The 18,533-nt window shown below is 40.7% G+C and carries 16 protein-coding genes; 8 read left to right on the top strand and 8 right to left on the bottom strand.

The genetic code is table 11. The features are described 5' to 3' along the window. Nucleotides 1-33 precede the first annotated feature (33 nt). Entirely contained in the window at nucleotides 34-2,025 is a 1,992-nt protein-coding gene (gene tkt, locus Q4567_RS12270; protein ID WP_216046862.1) for a transketolase, read from the bottom strand. Between the two features lie 349 nt (nucleotides 2,026-2,374). On the opposite strand from tkt, the gene metK reads away from it, so the two are divergent. Next, the gene (gene metK / locus Q4567_RS12265; protein ID WP_216046863.1) at nucleotides 2,375-3,520 is read left to right on the top strand and encodes a methionine adenosyltransferase; all 1,146 of its coding nucleotides are present in this window, start codon (nucleotides 2,375-2,377) and stop codon (nucleotides 3,518-3,520) included. Nucleotides 3,521-3,599: 79 nt separating this feature from the next. Here the strand turns inward: metK and Q4567_RS12260 are convergent, their stop codons facing one another. Continuing rightward, nucleotides 3,600-4,052, bottom strand: coding sequence for a hypothetical protein (locus Q4567_RS12260; RefSeq protein WP_216046864.1), 453 nt, complete (start codon nucleotides 4,050-4,052; stop codon nucleotides 3,600-3,602). Between the two features lie 106 nt (nucleotides 4,053-4,158). Between Q4567_RS12260 and Q4567_RS12255 the strand changes: the two genes are divergently transcribed. Further along, nucleotides 4,159-4,965 carry a M48 family metallopeptidase gene (locus tag Q4567_RS12255; protein ID WP_216046865.1) on the top strand — a complete coding sequence of 269 codons (807 nt, stop codon included), beginning with the start codon at nucleotides 4,159-4,161 and terminating at the stop codon, nucleotides 4,963-4,965. Nucleotides 4,966-5,054: 89 nt separating this feature from the next. On the opposite strand, the gene Q4567_RS12250 is transcribed toward Q4567_RS12255, so the two are convergent. Beyond that, a complete protein-coding gene (locus Q4567_RS12250; protein ID WP_216046866.1) occupies nucleotides 5,055-5,876 on the bottom strand; it encodes a mechanosensitive ion channel family protein in 822 nt (273 codons plus the stop codon). Nucleotides 5,877-6,431: 555 nt separating this feature from the next. On the opposite strand from Q4567_RS12250, the gene Q4567_RS12245 reads away from it, so the two are divergent. The 3 genes from Q4567_RS12245 to Q4567_RS12235 all read left to right on the top strand — a co-directional run bounded on the left by Q4567_RS12245 (nucleotide 6,432) and on the right by Q4567_RS12235 (nucleotide 9,101). Next, the gene (locus tag Q4567_RS12245; protein WP_303500542.1) at nucleotides 6,432-6,611 is read left to right on the top strand and encodes a hypothetical protein; all 180 of its coding nucleotides are present in this window, start codon (nucleotides 6,432-6,434) and stop codon (nucleotides 6,609-6,611) included. Nucleotides 6,612-6,814: 203 nt separating this feature from the next. Continuing rightward, complete coding sequence (locus Q4567_RS12240; RefSeq protein WP_216046867.1) at nucleotides 6,815-7,543, top strand: 16S rRNA (uracil(1498)-N(3))-methyltransferase; 729 nt, start codon at nucleotides 6,815-6,817, stop codon at nucleotides 7,541-7,543. A gap of 88 nt (nucleotides 7,544-7,631) precedes the next feature. Next, the gene (locus tag Q4567_RS12235; protein ID WP_216046868.1) at nucleotides 7,632-9,101 is read left to right on the top strand and encodes a GAF domain-containing sensor histidine kinase; all 1,470 of its coding nucleotides are present in this window, start codon (nucleotides 7,632-7,634) and stop codon (nucleotides 9,099-9,101) included. Here the strand turns inward: Q4567_RS12235 and Q4567_RS12230 are convergent. After that, on the bottom strand, nucleotides 9,072-9,722 hold the full coding sequence (locus Q4567_RS12230) for a response regulator transcription factor (protein WP_303500541.1): 651 nt from the start codon (nucleotides 9,720-9,722) through the stop codon (nucleotides 9,072-9,074). The two genes, Q4567_RS12235 and Q4567_RS12230, sit on opposite strands and share 30 nt — an antisense overlap. Continuing rightward, a complete protein-coding gene (locus tag Q4567_RS12225; RefSeq protein WP_216046870.1) occupies nucleotides 9,719-10,858 on the bottom strand; it encodes a sensor histidine kinase in 1,140 nt (379 codons plus the stop codon). Before Q4567_RS12225 ends, Q4567_RS12230 begins: the two co-directional genes overlap by 4 nt. Before the next feature lie 220 nt (nucleotides 10,859-11,078). On the opposite strand from Q4567_RS12225, the gene Q4567_RS12220 reads away from it, so the two are divergent. Then, the gene (locus tag Q4567_RS12220; protein WP_216046871.1) at nucleotides 11,079-11,813 is read left to right on the top strand and encodes a hypothetical protein; all 735 of its coding nucleotides are present in this window, start codon (nucleotides 11,079-11,081) and stop codon (nucleotides 11,811-11,813) included. Here Q4567_RS12220 and Q4567_RS12215 read toward each other — a convergent pair. Further along, nucleotides 11,810-12,991: a DNA-binding transcriptional regulator gene (locus Q4567_RS12215; RefSeq protein ID WP_216046872.1), complete on the bottom strand. Its 1,182-nt coding sequence runs from the start codon at nucleotides 12,989-12,991 to the stop codon at nucleotides 11,810-11,812. The genes Q4567_RS12220 and Q4567_RS12215 overlap by 4 nt on opposite strands. A 183-nt stretch (nucleotides 12,992-13,174) precedes the next feature. Between Q4567_RS12215 and xylB the strand changes: the two genes are divergently transcribed. After that, the gene (gene xylB / locus Q4567_RS12210; protein ID WP_303500540.1) at nucleotides 13,175-14,635 is read left to right on the top strand and encodes a xylulokinase; all 1,461 of its coding nucleotides are present in this window, start codon (nucleotides 13,175-13,177) and stop codon (nucleotides 14,633-14,635) included. A gap of 150 nt (nucleotides 14,636-14,785) precedes the next feature. Then, complete coding sequence (gene xylA, locus Q4567_RS12205) at nucleotides 14,786-16,105, top strand: xylose isomerase (protein ID WP_216046874.1); 1,320 nt, start codon at nucleotides 14,786-14,788, stop codon at nucleotides 16,103-16,105. Between the two features lie 123 nt (nucleotides 16,106-16,228). On the opposite strand, the gene Q4567_RS12200 is transcribed toward xylA, so the two are convergent. Both Q4567_RS12200 and Q4567_RS12195 read right to left on the bottom strand, forming a co-directional pair. Next, nucleotides 16,229-17,002 carry a ThuA domain-containing protein gene (locus Q4567_RS12200; RefSeq protein ID WP_303500538.1) on the bottom strand — a complete coding sequence of 258 codons (774 nt, stop codon included), beginning with the start codon at nucleotides 17,000-17,002 and terminating at the stop codon, nucleotides 16,229-16,231. Between the two features lie 78 nt (nucleotides 17,003-17,080). Next, the gene (locus Q4567_RS12195; RefSeq protein ID WP_289847857.1) at nucleotides 17,081-18,478 is read right to left on the bottom strand and encodes a sugar porter family MFS transporter; all 1,398 of its coding nucleotides are present in this window, start codon (nucleotides 18,476-18,478) and stop codon (nucleotides 17,081-17,083) included. Nucleotides 18,479-18,533: the final 55 nt, after the last annotated feature.

The following is an 18,533-nucleotide window of genomic DNA, read 5'->3' as shown; positions in this document are numbered from 1 at the left end:
TAGGTTAGTAACGCTAGTTTATTTTGCGCTCGATTATAATGAATTCGCCGCCTCTACGATAGCATCTGCGGTAAAACCAAAGTATTTCAGCAACGCGCCACCAGGGGCAGACTCACCAAAGGTAGTCATACCAACGATTTTGCCATCGAATCCAACATATTTGTGCCAAAAATCCACATGAGCCGCTTCAACAGCAACACGTTTTGTCACGCTGCGAGGTAATACAGACTCACGATAATCAGCATCTTGGGCATCAAAGACATTGGTGCTAGGCATAGATACTACACGTACAGCCTTACCTTGCGCAGTTAATTTTTGCGCAGCTTCAACCGTGATAGCGATTTCAGAGCCTGTGGCAATCAAGATGATTTCAGGTGTCGTATCACAATCCAGCAAAACATATCCACCTTTGGCGATATCAGCAAGTTGCTGCTCATTGCGAGATTGTGCAGGTAAACCCTGACGGCTGAATACCAGTGCTGATGGTCCATCTTTACGCTCAATTGCCGCTTTCCAAGCCACAGCTGTTTCAGCTCCATCACAAGGTCTCCACGTCGTTAGATTTGGAGTTAGACGCAAATTCGCTACTTGCTCAATAGGTTGATGAGTTGGACCATCTTCCCCTTGTCCAATGGAATCATGGGTATAAACGAAAATATTAGGAATTCCCATCAACGCAGACATACGCACAGCATTACGAGCGTATTCCATGAACATTAAGAAGGTTGCACCATAAGTTCTGAAGCCGCCATGCAGCCCAATACCATTCATGATCGCGCTCATACCAAATTCACGTACGCCGTAGAAAATATAGTTGCCACTGGCATCATCGGCGGTAATACCTTTTGAACCAGACCACAATGTTAGGTTAGATCCGGCTAAATCGGCTGAACCACCAACCACTTCAGGTAGTAAACTGGCAAAGGCTTCAATTGCATTTTGCGAAGACTTACGACTCGCAACGTTTTCAGCTTTTTCTTGGGTTTGTTTAATATATGCGGCGGCTTTATCGCTGAAATCAGCAGGTAAGTCACCATTTAAACGACGGGTAAACTCACTGGCTAACTCTGGATATGCTTCTGCGTATTTAGCAAACTTTCCATTCCACTGTTGCTCAAGCTCTAAACCTGTTTGTTTCGCATCCCATTGTGCGTAGATATCTTCAGGAATAACGAAAGGGGCATGGTTCCAGTTAAGTTCTTTGCGGGTTGCTTCAACTTCATCAAGACCTAAAGGTGAACCATGACTATCGTGGCTACCTGATTTATTAGGTGAACCAAATCCGATGACTGTTTTACAACAAATCATGGTGGGTTTAGAAGTTTCTGCTTTAGCCGCTTTGATTGCAGCATTGATGGCTTCAGGATCGTGTCCATCCACGTCAGCAATAACGTGCCAACCATAAGACTCAAAACGAGCAGGAGTATCGTCAGTAAACCAACCTTCTACTTCACCATCAATGGAAATACCGTTGTCATCCCAAAAGGCGATCAACTTACCTAAACCTAAAGTTCCAGCAAGTGAACAAGTTTCATGAGAAACCCCTTCCATCAAACAACCATCACCTAAAAAGCAATAGGTGAAATGATCAACAATATCAAACTCAGGTTGATTAAATTGTGCTGCTAACATTTTTTCAGCGATTGCCATACCAACAGCGTTACTAATACCTTGTCCTAAAGGACCGGTAGTGGTTTCAACTCCAGGTGCGTAGCCATACTCTGGGTGACCTGGAGTTCTTGAATGCAATTGACGAAAGTTTTTTAATTCTTCAATTGGCAAGTCGTAACCGGTTAGATGCAACAAAGAATAGATCAACATCGAGCCATGACCATTAGACAACACGAAGCGGTCACGGTTAGCCCATTTCGGGTTAGCTGGATTGTGGTGCATAAAATCACTCCACAATACTTGTGCAATATCAGCCATTCCCATTGGTGCTCCGGGGTGACCTGAATTAGCTTGTTGTACCGCATCCATTGATAAAGCGCGAATGGCATTGGCTAGTTCTCGACGTGAAGGCATGGTGTCTCCTGCTATAAATAATTGCCTAAAAGCATGCTCAACGCCTAACTAAATTGGCTATGACATTGATTAATTTGCTTGTATTCATTTTGGGGTTGAACATTTTCCACCAGCCATCGCCGAACTGCAACGCTTATTCATTATTGATTATGCTTTTTTTGGTTATGTTCTATTCCTTTTCTGGTAATTCACGTACAAACAAGTGGAAACCATTCTGAACATATAGCCATTTGGACGTCTAGACGGAAAGACTGGTATTTTAGAAAATAATGATTAGAATGCAACTATTGCCGATAAGAAATCACTTTTGGCGTGAATCTATTAAGCGAATTCAAGAAAGGAAAAACACATGACATCACATCTTTTTACTTCAGAGTCTGTTTCTGAGGGGCACCCAGACAAAATTGCAGATCAAATCTCTGATGCAGTGTTAGATGCCATTTTAACCCAAGACCCTAAAGCCCGTGTGGCTTGTGAGACGTTTGTCAAAACCGGAATGGTACTTGTGGGTGGTGAAGTGACCACCTCGGCTTGGGTAGACATTGAAGAATTGACACGCAAAACCGTTCGCGAAATTGGCTATACCCACTCAGATATGGGTTTTGACGCAGATTCATGTGCAGTGCTCAACGCCATAGGTAAACAGTCACCAGATATTAATCAAGGTGTTGATCGTAGTCGTCCAGAAGAGCAAGGTGCGGGAGATCAAGGCTTGATGTTTGGCTATGCCAGTGATGAAACCGATGTTTTAATGCCTGCGCCAATTACTTATTCCCATCGTCTGGTAAAACGTCAGGCAGAAGTCAGAAAAAACAACTCGTTGCCTTGGTTGCGCCCTGATGCCAAAAGCCAAGTCACTTTTATCTATGAAAATAATCAACCTGTCGGCATAGACGCAGTTGTATTGTCAACTCAACATTGTGACTCAATCAGCACTGCTGATTTGCAAGAAGCCGTTATGGAAGAAATTATCAAACCCGTGCTGCCTGAAAAGTGGTTGTCAGCCAAAACAAAATTTTTGATTAACCCAACAGGTCGATTTGTTATTGGTGGTCCAATGGGTGACTGTGGATTGACTGGTCGTAAAATAATAGTCGACACTTATGGCGGCATGGCCCGTCATGGTGGTGGCTGTTTCTCAGGAAAAGATCCCTCTAAAGTTGATCGTTCAGCGGCTTACGCCGGGCGTTATGTAGCTAAGAATATAGTTGCAGCAGGGTTAGCTAAACGTTGTGAAATCCAAGTTTCTTATGCAATTGGCGTAGCCGAACCAACATCAATTAGCATTGAAACTTTTGGTACTGGTGTTATCTCAGATCAAAAACTCACCGATTTAGTAAGAGCTAATTTTGACCTTCGTCCTTATGGCCTAATAAAAATGCTCGATCTTGAACGTCCTATCTATCAAGCGACAGCTGCTTACGGTCACTTTGGCCGCGAAGAGTTTCCTTGGGAAGCGACAGATAAAGCTGAGCAATTGAAGGCTGCACTATAAATTAATTAGACATCATATGATGATTAGTTAAACTCAAAATAGCGTCTTTTAGACGCTATTTTTGTTTTAACAGATATTGTTAATCAATAATTTGACAATAATCAGAATTCACCAAAATCATATGCACTTTATTGGCCATCCGAACTCGTACGCATTCCCCCTCATCAGCTGGGAAGTAATCTAAAACCACAACTAAATACTCACCGTCAGTTGCGGTGAGATGGTACTCGAACCCTCTACTAGGGCCCTCTTCAATACTGGTGAGCAATCCACCGAAGAAAGCACCAATTAGTGCACCTGCAAGAATCTGCCTGTCGCTTCCGTAAACATTATTCAATGCGCCCCAAAGCCCCCAACTCGCAGCGGCCTCGCCAGCATGAGATTCAAATTTAACATCGTATATTTGATCGACATTGGCATATAGCTCAGTGACAAATTGGTTACGTTCAGAATTTCGCGTATGATGAGATGCGCAAGATGATACTAAAAATGGCAAACTCAGTGCCGCTAATTTTATGAATGTCATTTTCATAGATACACATCTTGTTAATTAATTATTACCAGCATACTGATCTAAAACTGAATTGAAGCTTAACAATTAAGAATTAGTGCAGTTAACGGGAAATCGGAAATCATTTATGTTTAAACACATCTCCAAAACATGTCTAGCAGCTACCATTAGCGCAGTATTACTAACGGCTTGTTCTACCTCTCCCACAGGCAGGTCCCAATTAAAGCTCTACTCTAAAGATCAATTAGCGGATATGGGAGCGCAAGCTTTCGATGGTATGAAAATAGAACAGAAAGTCTCGCAACAAGGAGTAGATAATCAATATGTTTCTTGTGTTGCAGGCTTCATAACCAAACATGTGCCTAGCAGTGTCTTTGATGGCCAATGGGAGCTGGTAGTTTTTGAAGACGATCAAGTTAACGCCTTCGCGTTGCCAGGGGGAAAGATTGGTGTTTACACAGGGCTGCTTAAAGTAGCTCAAAATCAAGATCAATTGGCCGCTGTTATCGGTCATGAAGTTGGCCATGTTATTGCTGAACATGGAAATGAAAGAATGTCCAATTCGGCGCTAATCGGCATAGGTTTAGAGGCGACCAATCAAATCTTAAATGCTAAACAAGTGGCAAATAGCAACATGATTATGGCTGGTATTGGTTTAGGGGTTCAAGTCGGTGTACAACTGCCATTTAGCCGCACTCACGAGACTGAAGCCGATCTAATAGGCTTAGAGTTGATGGCAAGAGCTGGGTTTGACCCTACTCAGTCGGTTGAATTATGGAAGAATATGGACAAGGCAAGTGATGGACAACGGACTTCTGAATTTATGTCTACTCACCCCTCCCCCACAACGCGGATTGAAACCCTTACGGCCAATATGTCGGCAGCACAAGCATTAGCGAATCAAGCAACCGATAAACCGAACTGTAAAATGTAATTTCCCGTAAATGTAACTATCCGTATCGAGTTAATTTTAGTTAAAAAAAATACCCCTAATTAGGGGCATTTTTTATATTTAACGGAAGATTACTCTTCTGTTTTATGTAAATGCACATCCATTTGTGGGAATGGAATGCTAATGCCTTCTTGGTCAAAGCGAAGTTTAACCGCTTCAGTGAAGTCAAATTTAACAGCCCAGTAGTCAGCAGAAGCTACCCAAGGACGAACGATAAAGTTAACACTGCTATCTGCCAATTCTGAAACAGCAACTGTAGGCGCAGGATCTTTTAGGATACGCTCATCAGCATTAACCATTTCAATAAGCACTTCTTTAGCTTTCTTAAGATCAGCGTCGTAACCGATACCAACAACCATATCCACTCGACGAGTTTCTTTTGCTGATACGTTTACAATGTTACCGCTATAGATAGCACCGTTTGGAACAATAATTTCTTTGTTATCAGGCGTTGTCATTACTGTAGTGAAGATAGTGATATCTTTAACTACACCAGCAGTACCAGCTGCTTCGATGAAATTTCCGCGAGTAAATGGGCGGAAAACAAGCAACATCACACCTGCAGCAAAATTCTGTAAAGAACCTTGTAGTGACAAACCAATTGCCAAACCTGCAGCACCTAAAATTGCAACTAAGGACGTAGTATCTACACCTAGTTGGTCTAATGAGGCAACAATAACAAACAACATTAAAATAGCGTTAACTATGGCCTTTAAAAAGTCGACAAGCATGTCGTCATATTTAGAGCGAGCCATAACTTTGCCAAACACATTGACAAGAATTCCAACAACCATTTTACCGATAATGTAAATGATGACGGCGAACAATATGTTCAGCCCCCAAGGAATTACATAAGTTTCAACTAACTCTGATACATTTATATCTTCAAGCATTTTTTGTTTCTCCCGAACATTTTTTAATTCTTTGAATAGCGATAGTCCTACACCAAAAGAAAGCCTTTTCATTTATTTGGCTAACATCACTACTTGGTAATTAGTGGGACGACGAAATAATAAAGGAAACAACAAGATATGCACCCTTTTTTTGTCAAATTAGACTAATGTATATGTCGCAATTTAGCGTCATAGACTAAAGTTTAATTCGCTTAATTCTTTTAATCATTTAGAGTGTTGTCATTGAATTGTCAAAAATCAAAGTTACTTTATCCCTCGGATTTGAAGGCTTCGACATTCAATATCTTGGATTTTATTTCAGAATTTGTTCAACATATTTTTGTATTAAAACAAAATTTTTATCACTGTTTAATATTAAGAACAGGTAGCTGAACTCCTTTTAAAAATGTTGGTTATTTACAAATACCTGAATTTGTTAGGGTTTTACTAATGTTTATTTTTTAAGCATTTTAAACTCTACTTTAGTTAATAGAAGTGCTATGCTATTCGCCCCTTAATTAAGGGTTCTTAGTAATATTTTTAAAGGAATTGAAAATGTTAATTCTCTCTCTTATCTTCGTTAGTTTGATAATTCTATTGGTCTTTTGCCTTGCTAAAGATACGGGTGAACACACTGCGTTTGCGCGCAAGAATGCTTCTATTAATAATCAGCAGGAATCTACTGATAGCTCGCACAATAGAATGACTTCAACTAAAACGTTAAATGCCAACTAACAATAGCCAAGATTTATTCTTCTCTATGATTGATTAATTCAAATGCGGTGACAAAATCACCGCATTTGATTTGAAAATCACTGGCTTTGCTTATTAATTAAATAGACTTACTTGGTTGTTTGCCAATGGTCGGTAATTCTTTAGTTGAGATACCTTCTACTTGATATACCATATAGTGCATTGTTAACTGCTGTTGTAATCCCATGCGAATTCCAAGAATTTATCACCCCGACTTACTCATTGTTGATCAGATTATTGATCTCACCCCTGATGCTGCAAACCATATAGTCAGTGTTCTGCGTCTAAACGAAGGTCACCCATTAGTGCTGTTTAATGGCGATGGCAACGAATATAGCGCTGAACTAGTGACTGCCAAAAAACGTCAAGCAAAGGTGTTAATTGACGCAAAACTGTCTATCAACGTCGAATCCACATTAAATATTCATTTAGGTCAAGGTGTCTCACGAGGCGACAGAATGGATATGGCAATTCAAAAAGCAGTTGAACTCGGTGTCACTGAAATTACGCCATTGATCACCGAAAGATGTGGCGTGAAATTATCAGCTGAACGCTGGGAAAAAAAATGCCAGCAATGGCAAAAGTTAATTATTTCAGCCTGTGAACAATGTGGTAGAAATCAAATTCCCACATTACATCCATGCACATCGATTCATGAATGGACAAAACAATCCACCACACAGCTTCGATTAACCTTACATCCCAGAGCTGAAAAGAGTATTAAACACTTATCAATCCCCTCCAGTGGAGTTAAATTATTGATAGGACCAGAAGGTGGATTTACCGAGTCTGAAATCTATGCCACTGAGCAAGTTGGCTTTCAAACAGTGCAAATGGGTCCTCGAGTGTTAAGAACGGAAACCGCAGCGATTGCCGCTATAGCGGCCTTGCAAGCTATTCACGGTGACCTTTAACGAGCAAATTTAGCGTAGACAGCAGCGGCTTTTATGCTACATTGTTTAAAATTGCTACTAACGGATTAAGAATAAAGCAATCATTAATATGAAATCTCACAAGGTTATCAACATTCGCGGTGCAAGCAATTACACGCATTTGAAGCGACATAATGCGATTGAGTCCGGTCGCATAAATGCGTTAGACATGTTGGTTAATGGTAATCCCCTCGAAGAAGTCCTAAGCGAATTAGTATCAAGTCTAGAATCTGCAACGACAGGGCTTAAATGTTTGATTAGCTTGTTAGATAGCTCACGCACTGTGCTAAACCCATTCGTTGGGCCAAGTTTACCACTGCCGCTTCTGGAGGCTTTAAAAAATCAAAAGGTATTTCCTGCTGCAACAACTTGCGCTGTAGCAATAGGCAAAAGAGAATTAGCCGTAAGTGAAGATATTATTCAAGATCCCCACTGGCATAAATTACAAAATGTCGCCATTGCTTGCGGTATACGCTGCTGTTGGTCACAACCGATCATTTCCCCTAATGGCGAAGTGTTTGGCACATTTTCTATGTTTTTTCCGACCTCCGGAGTCCCTGAACAAGACGATATAGACTCCTTGACCTACGAGGCTCAAATTGTCTCAATTATTCTTGAACGAGCTAACAACATTCAACAACTGAAAGAAACCAATGCCGAATTAGAAAGACGAGTTGAAGAACGAACACAAGAATTAACCAATACCAATCATATGTTGAAAAAGGCGTTAGATCAGCGCAACGAGGTACAAAACCAATTAGTCGAATTAGAAAATATGGCGGCTTTGGGAACCATGATGTCGAGTCTAACGCATGAGATCAATACACCAACAGGTGTTGCTATCACAGCGATTTCCTACTTACGCAGTATTCTGAGCAAGACGACACAAGCCTTTCAACAAGAACAACTGAAACGATCCGAGTTAAAACAATTTTTTGCCGCTACCGAAGAGAGTGTTGATATTGTTGAACGCAATTTGATTCGCTCTACTCAGTTAATTAAAACCTTCAAACAACTTTCCTTAGACCAGCACAGTCAAGAAGCTCGTAAAATTAATCTTATTAGTTACGTAAATGAAATTTTATTGACCCTGAAACCACGCTTAAAGCGCTCCAATCAAAAATTTTGTTTTGACATAGATCCTGAATTGGAAGTCTATAGTAATCCCGGTGCGATTAGCCAATTACTGATAAATCTGATTATGAACTCTGTGCAACACGGTTTTGACGCAAAGCAAATTGGTCATATTTTCTTTAAAATAAGGGTTATCGAGCAAGCGATAGGTCAACCGATGTTAGAGCTAATATACAAAGATAACGGTTGTGGGATGTCAGAATATACGATTGAAAACTTATACAAACCATTTTTTACCAGCGCTCGGCACAATGGCGGTTCTGGTTTGGGTATGCACATATGTTACGACATTGTGGTTAAAGTATTAGCTGGGCACATTGATTGTAAATCTAAAATTGGAAAAGGCGTCGAATTCACGGTTACCTTTCCGGTTAGTTTAGATAAACCCGAGCTCGATAGCTTTTAAAACAGCACGAGTGCGATCGCGCACGCCTAATTTATCTAATACATTCGAAACCTGATTTTTAACCGTACCTTCAGATTTAAATATCAACTCGGAGATTTCACGATTACTGCAACCAGCAGCAATTAATCGCAATATTTCAACTTCTTTAGCACTAAGAGGAATCGGGGCGATAGAGCTTTCAAACGCAGTTTCTTTACCTTGCAGACTTTTTAATACACGCTGCGTAAGGCTAGGTTGAATTAATGTTTCTCCGCTATGTACTTTAACAATAGCCTCGACCAAGGTTTCTAACGATACATCCTTCAGTAAATACCCTTTCGCCCCCGCTTGAATAGCTTGGATAACAAGCTGATGTTCATCAAAAGTTGTGAGCATAATCACTGGTGGAATTTCTGCTGGTGCCTTCAGATTTAAGGCTTCAACCGTTTCAATTCCATTCATGATTGGCATCCGAATATCCATGAGTACGACATCGGGCTTATGTGTTGCAATGATATTCAATGCACTTTTGCCATCGGCTGCTTCTGCAACAATGTTGATCTCCGGCGCTAGCGACAAAAGGCTTTTAATCCCTTCACGGACCAAGGTTTGGTCGTCTACAACCATCACATTAATACTCATGTTAGCTCCGGTAATTCTATTTTTGTGCGAAACCCTGTTGCCGTTAGTGCAGTATCGATAGTTCCTCCAAGGTTAACGATTCTTTCGCGCATCCCAATCAAACCATTACCCTCTTGTATTTTATTTTGCTGTTTTTGCCTACCGTCGTCATACATTGTCAGCTGGACAGTATTATTTTTGTGGGCTAATTGAATATTGAAATGCTTAGCATTACTGTGACGCAACGTATTAGTAACAGACTCTTGCACACTGCGTAAAATGGCTTCTGCTACATTAACATCGGATATATTCAAATTAACTTCAATATCTAGTGTAATTCGCAGGTTAGGTACATCATCTAATAGCGCATGAAGGGCCTGACTTAATTCGATATGCGACTTTTCACGAATTTCAGAAACGGCTTCGCGAACATCACTTAATAATAGTTTAGCTAAACCGTGGCATTGTTGAATTTTAGCCTGAGCTTCACCATCTGAAATCCGAGAAGCCACCTGTAAATTAATCGTCAATGCAGTCAAATGGTGTCCTAGTAAATCATGAATATTACGAGCAATACGTACTCGCTCCGCTTGTTTTGATGCCTCTCCTAACAACCTTTGAGTTGCCATTAATTCACGATTAAGCTCCATCGCCTGTTCGGTTGCGCGTTTCTCTTTAATATTTGCATTTACCATGACAAGGGCAAAAATATTAAACGTCCAGAATAGCAACGCAGATAGCATTGCCGAATCCACGTGCCAATAAAAATACATTATTACCCAAAAGGGTGCCGACCAAATGGGCGACGTAACCAAGGTTTGTTTGAATGGCATAAAATAGGGTAATTGAGCACTCCAAATGGTAACCAAAATCGCCACAAAGGTGAAAGGAGTCAAAAATGCAAGAGATACAATAGCGATATATTGAACTGCTATTAAAATCAGGCGATAAGCCATGTCATTGCGATATTTGTTATCGGATATCGCAACCATGAAAGACACTATGTAAATAATTAATGCGACACCGGTAACAAGCATTATTTGAGCGGAATAATTTCCTGAACTCAGCATTAAAAACATCACAATGCCACTTACCACAGCCCATGGAAAAACGGCTGAGAGATTTTCAATATTAAAAAATTGTTTAAAGTTTTGCATTTAGTAACCACGATAGGGTTGTGATAACCCAGATACTGACGCCATTCGATACCTTGAGTATGAACAATCTTTGAGTTGAACACTATAGGCCAAAAGTCATGTTTTAGATTGTGACTTTTGGCACTAAACAAAAAATCAAGAATACCTAAACTGGATTCAAATTAAATCAGATAGTTTATCGATTATTTGAATTTAGCATATTGTCTTATTGGAGATTGAAATGGCAACTTTACACAGTATTTTATTTTCAGCGCATATCATTTTAGGAACTATGGCTCTCATTGTATTTTGGATTCCTCTAGTCTCGTTAAAAGGAAGTCTTAATCACAAAAAATTTGGTCGCTACTATAGTTGGACGATGTATGCCGTTGCTTGTTCAGGTGCACTCATGGCAATACTGGTGATCTATGATCCACTTGCAATAAAAGGCCATTTAATGACAGAAGAAACTGATCCGCAAAACTTCACGGCCAGTTTACGTATTTTTTGGGGGTTTCTGTTGTACTTGAGTTTAATTACTTATAGCAGTATTCGCCAAGGCGAAGCGGTTTTAAAACACAAAAACAACCCTGAAGCGCTGCGCAGGTTCAGTCATATTATGCCACTTGTATTACTTATAATAGGTGGTGGTATAACAACCGTTAACGGTTTGTTGAATCACACAACCTTGCATATTACTTTTGGAATATTGGGCTGTGGAATAGGTTTTAGCATGCTGCGTTTCTGCCTAAAGCAACAACATTCTCAAAAGCAATGGATAATCGAGCATTTAAGCGCCATGATCGGCTCAGGAATTGGTGCCTATACTGCGTTTATTGCATTTGGCGGTCGACATATTTTTAGCCATTTAGGAGATGCGCAAATCATCTTTTGGGTTGCTCCAGGGGTAATCGGCGGTCTTGCAATATTTTTACTATCAAAAAATTATGGCAATACCGCTTCCCTACAGGATTAAATTGCGCTTTGCTGGGCGTGTTGCTCCCTGTATTCTTTTGGAGTTTGATCAAAGTGTTTGCGGAACACAGCGTACATATATTGTAGAGACGGATAGCCGCACATAGCCGCGATTTCTGAGGTTTGATTTTCTCCAGATTTTAACATAGAGCACGCTTTTTCCAGTTTCTCATTATGGATTTCATTGTGAATACTATGACCACGTTCTTCATAAAAACGAGTTTCTAAATTTGAGCGAGAAATACCAACATAATCAAGTACTTGATCAACTTTGATACCTCTACAAGCATTTTGTCGAATAAAATGCATCGCTTGGATCACATGGGGGTCTTTTAACGCTTTAAAGTCGGTAGATTGTCTTTGCGCAACACCGACAGGAGGAACCATCACAATCTTATTTTTAAGATTCGGATTATCTAAACGACGATGCAATAATTTGGCAGCTTGAAAGCCCATTTCGAAGCAGCCTTGGGTCACCGAACTCAAACTAATTCGACTCAAATTACGAGCAATATCGTCATCATCTATGCCGACAATCGAAATCTGGTCTGGTACCAACTTACCCGTATGATCACAAGCTTGGAGTAAATGTCGAGCGCGTGCATCAGTTACCGAAATAACACCGACTGGATTAGGCAAGCTTTGCAACCAATCAGATAATCTATTCATAGAATATTGCCAAGTTTCTGGACGAGTAGGATGTCCACGATAAATAGCGCAATCGAAGCCATCTTCTTTACACAGTTTAACCACCGCTTTTTCTCGCTCGGTGGCCCAACGATGGTTATCATCAGGTGGAAAACCGTAAAATGCGAAACGCTCTAAGCCCTTTTGTTTTAAATGTTCATAGGCACATTTCACCACAGCCAAATTATCGGTAGCAACATAAGGAACATTGGGATAATCATTCTCATTTTCGTAAGAACCGCCCACACCAATAATCGGAATATTGATACCTTCAACGGCTTTTTGAATTGTTGGCGCATCAAAATCAGCGATAATCCCATCACCAACCCAATCATTAATATTGTCAATTCTGGCCAAAAAATCTTCTTCTAGATAAACATCCCAATCGACTTTAGATGACTGTAAATAATGGCCTATGCCTTCAATTACCTGACGGTCATATACTTTGTTCGCATTGAAAAGTAATGAAATACTGTGCTTTGCCTTAAACATCAAACACCTCTTTACACAAAAAGTTTTATTACGTTTTTGTTGATTGAGCTTATATTAATAGCAAATTTGGTAAAAAGAACCTAGACAACAGATTACGAAATTTAATAATTAAATAACATAATTGATACAAATTGGGCTGTCGTAAAAGATGCACAGACATTTTTTAAACATACTGAGACCAATATGTACCTTGGCGTTGATTTAGGCACTTCGGGCATTAAAATTATTTTAATGGACGAAATCGGCAATATTATAGATAGTGAATCAGAAGCTCTTCAGGTTTCTCGTCCTAAACATTTATGGTCAGAGCAGGACCCGCAACATTGGTGGTCAGCCTGTGACGCTGCTATGCAAAAATTAGCTAAGCGTAACCAGATGCAGCAAATTAAAAGTATTGGCTTATCTGGACAAATGCATGGTGCGACCTTATTAGATAGCGAAAATAATATCATTCGTCCAGCCATTTTATGGAATGACGGGCGCTGCCAAGCCCAATGCGAAGAACTGGAAAGTCAAATCCCAAATTGCCACCAAATTACCGGTAATTTGATGATGCCCGGCTTTACTGCCCCCAAACTATTGTGGGTTCAGCAAAATGAACCTGAGCAGTTCGCCAAGATTGCAAAAGTACTATTACCTAAAGACTATTTACGCTTCCTGTTAACCGGAGATTTTGCCTCTGATATGTCTGATGCAGCAGGAACTATGTGGCTAGATGTTGAGGCTCGTGACTGGCATCAAGATATGTTAGCGGCCTGTGGTTTAAGCATCGAACAAATGCCCAAATTATATGAAGGTAACGGGATTACTGGACACTTAAGTGCGCATTTAGCAGAGCGTTGGAATATGCAATCTGTACCTGTAATCGCAGGCGGTGGTGATAATGCTGCCGGCGCAGTGGGAGTGGGTTTGGTAAAACCTGGCCAAGCAATGATTTCTCTAGGTACATCTGGAGTGTACTTTTTAGTATCAGAAGGATTTAAAGCCAACCCTCAAATGGCGGTGCATAGTTTTTGTCATGCCATACCAAATACCTGGCACTTAATGTCAGTAATGTTAAGTGCCGCTAGCTGCTTACAATGGTTTGCCGAGGACGTTGTAAAATCAAATGTGATCGACCTACTAGCTGAATTGGAGTCTGACTCAAGTGCATTTGATGTAACACAAGCCCCCATTTTTCTGCCCTATTTGAGCGGAGAAAGAACACCTCACAATAATCCCCATGCACAAGGTACTTTTTTTGGTTTAACCAATGAAAGTAATCAAGCTAGTTTCACTCACGCCATTTTAGAAGGTGTGAGTTTCGCTTTTGCAGATGGAGTGGAGGCAGTGCATGCTTCTGGTGCTCAGGCGACTGAAATCACCTTAATTGGCGGTGGCGCAAAAAGCCCGTATTGGCGTCAACTATTGGCCGATGTATTAAATACAAAGATTACATTTCGTAAAGGCGGTGACGTCGGTCCAGCATTAGGTGCGGCAAGACTAGCAAAAATGGCCGTCCACCCTGAACTGACATTAGAAGATGTATGTCCTGAACCTGAGATTGTCGAAATCCACCAGCCGAATCCAGACATGGTAGCCATTTATAAACCCCGACGAGATAAGTTTAAGAAACTTTACCCAGTTCTTAAGGAACTATTTTAAATGTTTGCGCGCATCTAGCTTGTTAAGACAACTTTGAGCAAAAAGCACAAAAGTCTAAGCACAATTCGTAATTGTTAGATGCGTAATAAACATCCACTATTCACTCTATATTCGCAGCAGTAATTATTTAATTTTTAGCAGGAGACCCTAATGTCCCAATATTTCGAAAACATTGAAAAGATAAAATATGAAGGAGTGGACTCAGACAATCCACTGGCGTTTCATCACTATAACCCTGACCAGATCATTCTAGGTAAAAGCATGAAAGATCATCTGCGTTTTGCAGCGTGTTACTGGCATAATTTCTGTTGGGATGGTGCTGATGTTTTTGGTCAAGGTACCTTTGGTCGTCCTTGGTTAAAACCTGGTGACCCCATGGCGCGCGCGAAACAAAAAGCTGACGTTGCATTTGAGTTTTTTAACAAACTGAATGTTCCTTTCTATTGCTTTCACGATATAGACGTTTCCCCAGAAGGTAACTCTATCAAAGAATATACTGAAAACTTTGCGCAAATGGTGGATGTGTTAGAAGCCAAGCAAGAAGAATCAGGCGTCAAGTTATTATGGGGCACAGCTAACTTGTTCAGTAACCCGAGGTACGCAGCTGGTGGGGCAACAAACCCGAATCCAGAAGTGTTCACCTACGGTGCAACTCAAGTCTTTCATGCCATGAATGCAACCAAGCGACTTGGCGGTGAAAACTACGTTTTATGGGGCGGCCGTGAAGGTTATGAAACCCTATTAAACACCGATTTACGTCAAGAGCGCGCCCAACTCGGTCGATTTATGCAAATGGTAGTTGAGCATAAACATAAAATCGGATTTAAAGGGGCCTTGTTAATTGAACCTAAACCACAAGAGCCAACGAAGCATCAGTATGATTATGACAGTGCAACGGTTTACGGCTTCTTAAAACAGTATGGTTTAGAGCAAGAGTTCAAGATGAATATCGAAGCGAACCACGCAACCTTAGCCGGTCACTCTTTCCATCATGAAATTGCCACAGCTGTATCCTTAGGTATCTTTGGAAGCATAGACGCAAACCGTGGTGACGCTCAAAATGGTTGGGATACAGATCAATTCCCTAATGCAGTAGAAGAATTGTCACTGATTATGTATGAAGTGCTTAAAGCCGGAGGTTTTACCACAGGCGGTTTGAATTTCGATACAAAATTGCGTAGACAAAGTTCTGATCCTATAGATTTATTCCACGGACATATTGGCGGCATGGATCACATGGCGTTGGGTTTGAAAAAAGCTGCTGAAATTATAAATAATGATTTCTTGTCCGCTAAAGTCAAAGAACGTTATGCAGGCTGGAACAAGAACTTAGGTAAAGAAATTATCGGTGGAGAGCACTCGTTGGAGTCATTAGCCAAGTTTGCGGTTGATAACTCGTTGGATCCAAAACATCAAAGTGGACAGCAAGAATTACTAGAAAATAAAGTGAATCGTGTGCTTTATGGTTAATCAGTAATGTTCTACTGATTACACCTCAATGATCAACAAGGCCTCTTAATTCGAGGCCTTTTTTATGTGCGCAGAATGCTTAACTCATCATTTTATTTATCGACCATGGGCTTAGCAGCCAACTTATTGACGAATACCTTTACCAGTAGATGCCCAGTAAATCCCGCCAAATAAGTGCTCCAGAAACGCACTATTTTCATAGACTGCTGGCAAATGCCCTAAGCTGGTATAAAAAGCACGACCACCATCCATTTCCTGATACCAAGCAATGGGATGAAACTCTCCCATTCCATCGCCTTTAACTCTTCCCCAATCGGCTTGTGGAGAGTAAGTTGATTCGTCTACCTGCAAAATATAATTCAAGTTGCTACTTAACTCTGGACCAAACTGATACCACTCATCTGTCCATAATGACACATCAGGCATCATCTCCAAGCCTGGAAAAGTGCGATCAATCACCGCCAACTCAGCGGTCTGAATAAGCGGATGAATCACAAACTGTCGGCCAACTAACTTCCCATACCATGGCCAATCGTATTCAGTGTCACTGGCGCTATGCACACCCACATATCCCTTGCCAGATTGGATAAATTGTTCAAATGCTTGCTGTTGTGACGAATTTAGAATGTCACCGGTGGTAAGTAAAAACATGACAACATCATACTGAGCAAGATCTTTTTGATTAAATACATTAGCATCTTCGTGCCAATCCATATCAAAATGATGCTTTTCAGACATTTTAGTTAGCGCATTTATTGCTTGATTCACTGAAGTATGATGAAAACCAGCCGTTTTGCTAAACACTAAAAGTTTAAATTGTTTGGCTTGTGCAGACATGCAAAACACAAATGTCACAGCCAATACGGCAACTATGTTTACGCAATTTTTAACGCGCATAATATCTATCCTCTTTGAAGTCTCTAAAAACAAAAAGGGTGCAAACTAATTGCACCCTACAAAATCAAAAGTCAGTTCTTATCCAACCATGTCTTCCAATTCAGTACCTTTGGTTTCATGTACTAATTTAATCACAAACAGTACAGATATCAGCGCACATACGGCGTAAAAACCATAAGCGCCCGCTAAGCCAATACTAGTCAACATAATTGGGAAGGTCATGGTAATGGCAAAGTTAGCGCCCCACTGAAATAGTCCAGCAACCGCCAAACCAGAACCGCGAATTTGATTAGGGAACATTTCTCCCAACATTACCCACATTACCGGTCCCCATGAGAGGTTAAAGAAGAACACATATGCATTAGCAGACACCAACGCCAAGGTTCCTAAGCTGCCTAAATCTAAATTGCCGTTAGCATCGAAATCTGCAGTTGCGAAACAAAAAACCATTAACCCTAAAGTCAATGTCATGCCCATAGACCCTAAAGTTAATAAAGGTTTGCGTCCAATTTTATCAATTAACAACATGGTAATAACACAAGCTGCAATACTTACTGCCCCACTGATAATATTAATCAGTAACGCGTCTGACTCGGAAAAGCCAACGGCTTGCCACAGTACCGCACCATAATAGAAAACCACATTGATGCCGACCAGCTGTTGAAATACAGCTAAACCAATACCTACCCATACAATTTTTCTTACTTTTCCTGAGCTCTTATCCATTAAGTCAGCTAATTTAGGTTGATGGTCATCTGCTAAGGACGCCTCAATTTCAATTAACTTTTGCTCTCCTGCGCCTGCACCATATAAGCGGATAAGTACCTCTTTGGCTTTAGGTAATTGCTTTTTTATCACTAAAAAACGTGGGCTTTCTGGAATCAGTAACAAACTTCCTAAAAATAAAAATGCGGGCACTAACTCAATCCAAAACATCCAACGCCAAGCACTAAATCCCATCCATAAATCGGCTGTGGATACACCGGCCAAATCTGCAAGTAAGTAGTTACTAACGAATGCAGCAAACAAACCACTGATGATAGCAACCTGTTGAATGGTTGTGAGCATGCCGCGGAATCTTGCTGGTGCAATTTCACTGATGTAGGCGGGAGCCATAACCGACGCTGCGCCCACAGCCAAACCGCCTAAAATGCGATAAACAATGAACTCACCAGAAGTATCTGCGATTCCAGAACCCCAAGCACTGATAATGAAAAATATGGCTGCCAAAATTAAAATTGTTTTTCGCCCAAACAAATCCGCTAATCGTCCAGCAGAAAATGCGCCTATTGCACAACCCAGCAACATACTGGCGACGTTAAAACCAGTGCCAACGCTGTCTGAATTGAATGCGCTTTGTAATCCATCAACGGTACCGTTTATCACCCCGCTGTCGAAACCAAATAAAAAGCCGCCTATAGTCGCCACACAACTCACCATAATGATGAACAACATATTTTCTTTTTCTTGTACCAACGGAAGCTCCTGATTGTTTTAGTTGATTTTTACTCGGCAGCCGAAAATTATCCTA

Origin of the sequence: Aliiglaciecola sp. 2_MG-2023 (assembly GCF_030548145.1) — a bacterium.
Classification (GTDB): Bacteria; Pseudomonadota; Gammaproteobacteria; order Enterobacterales; family Alteromonadaceae; genus Aliiglaciecola; species Aliiglaciecola lipolytica_A.
Note: the sequence above shows the minus strand (reverse complement) of the source record. Positions and strands in the feature narration are given on the sequence as shown.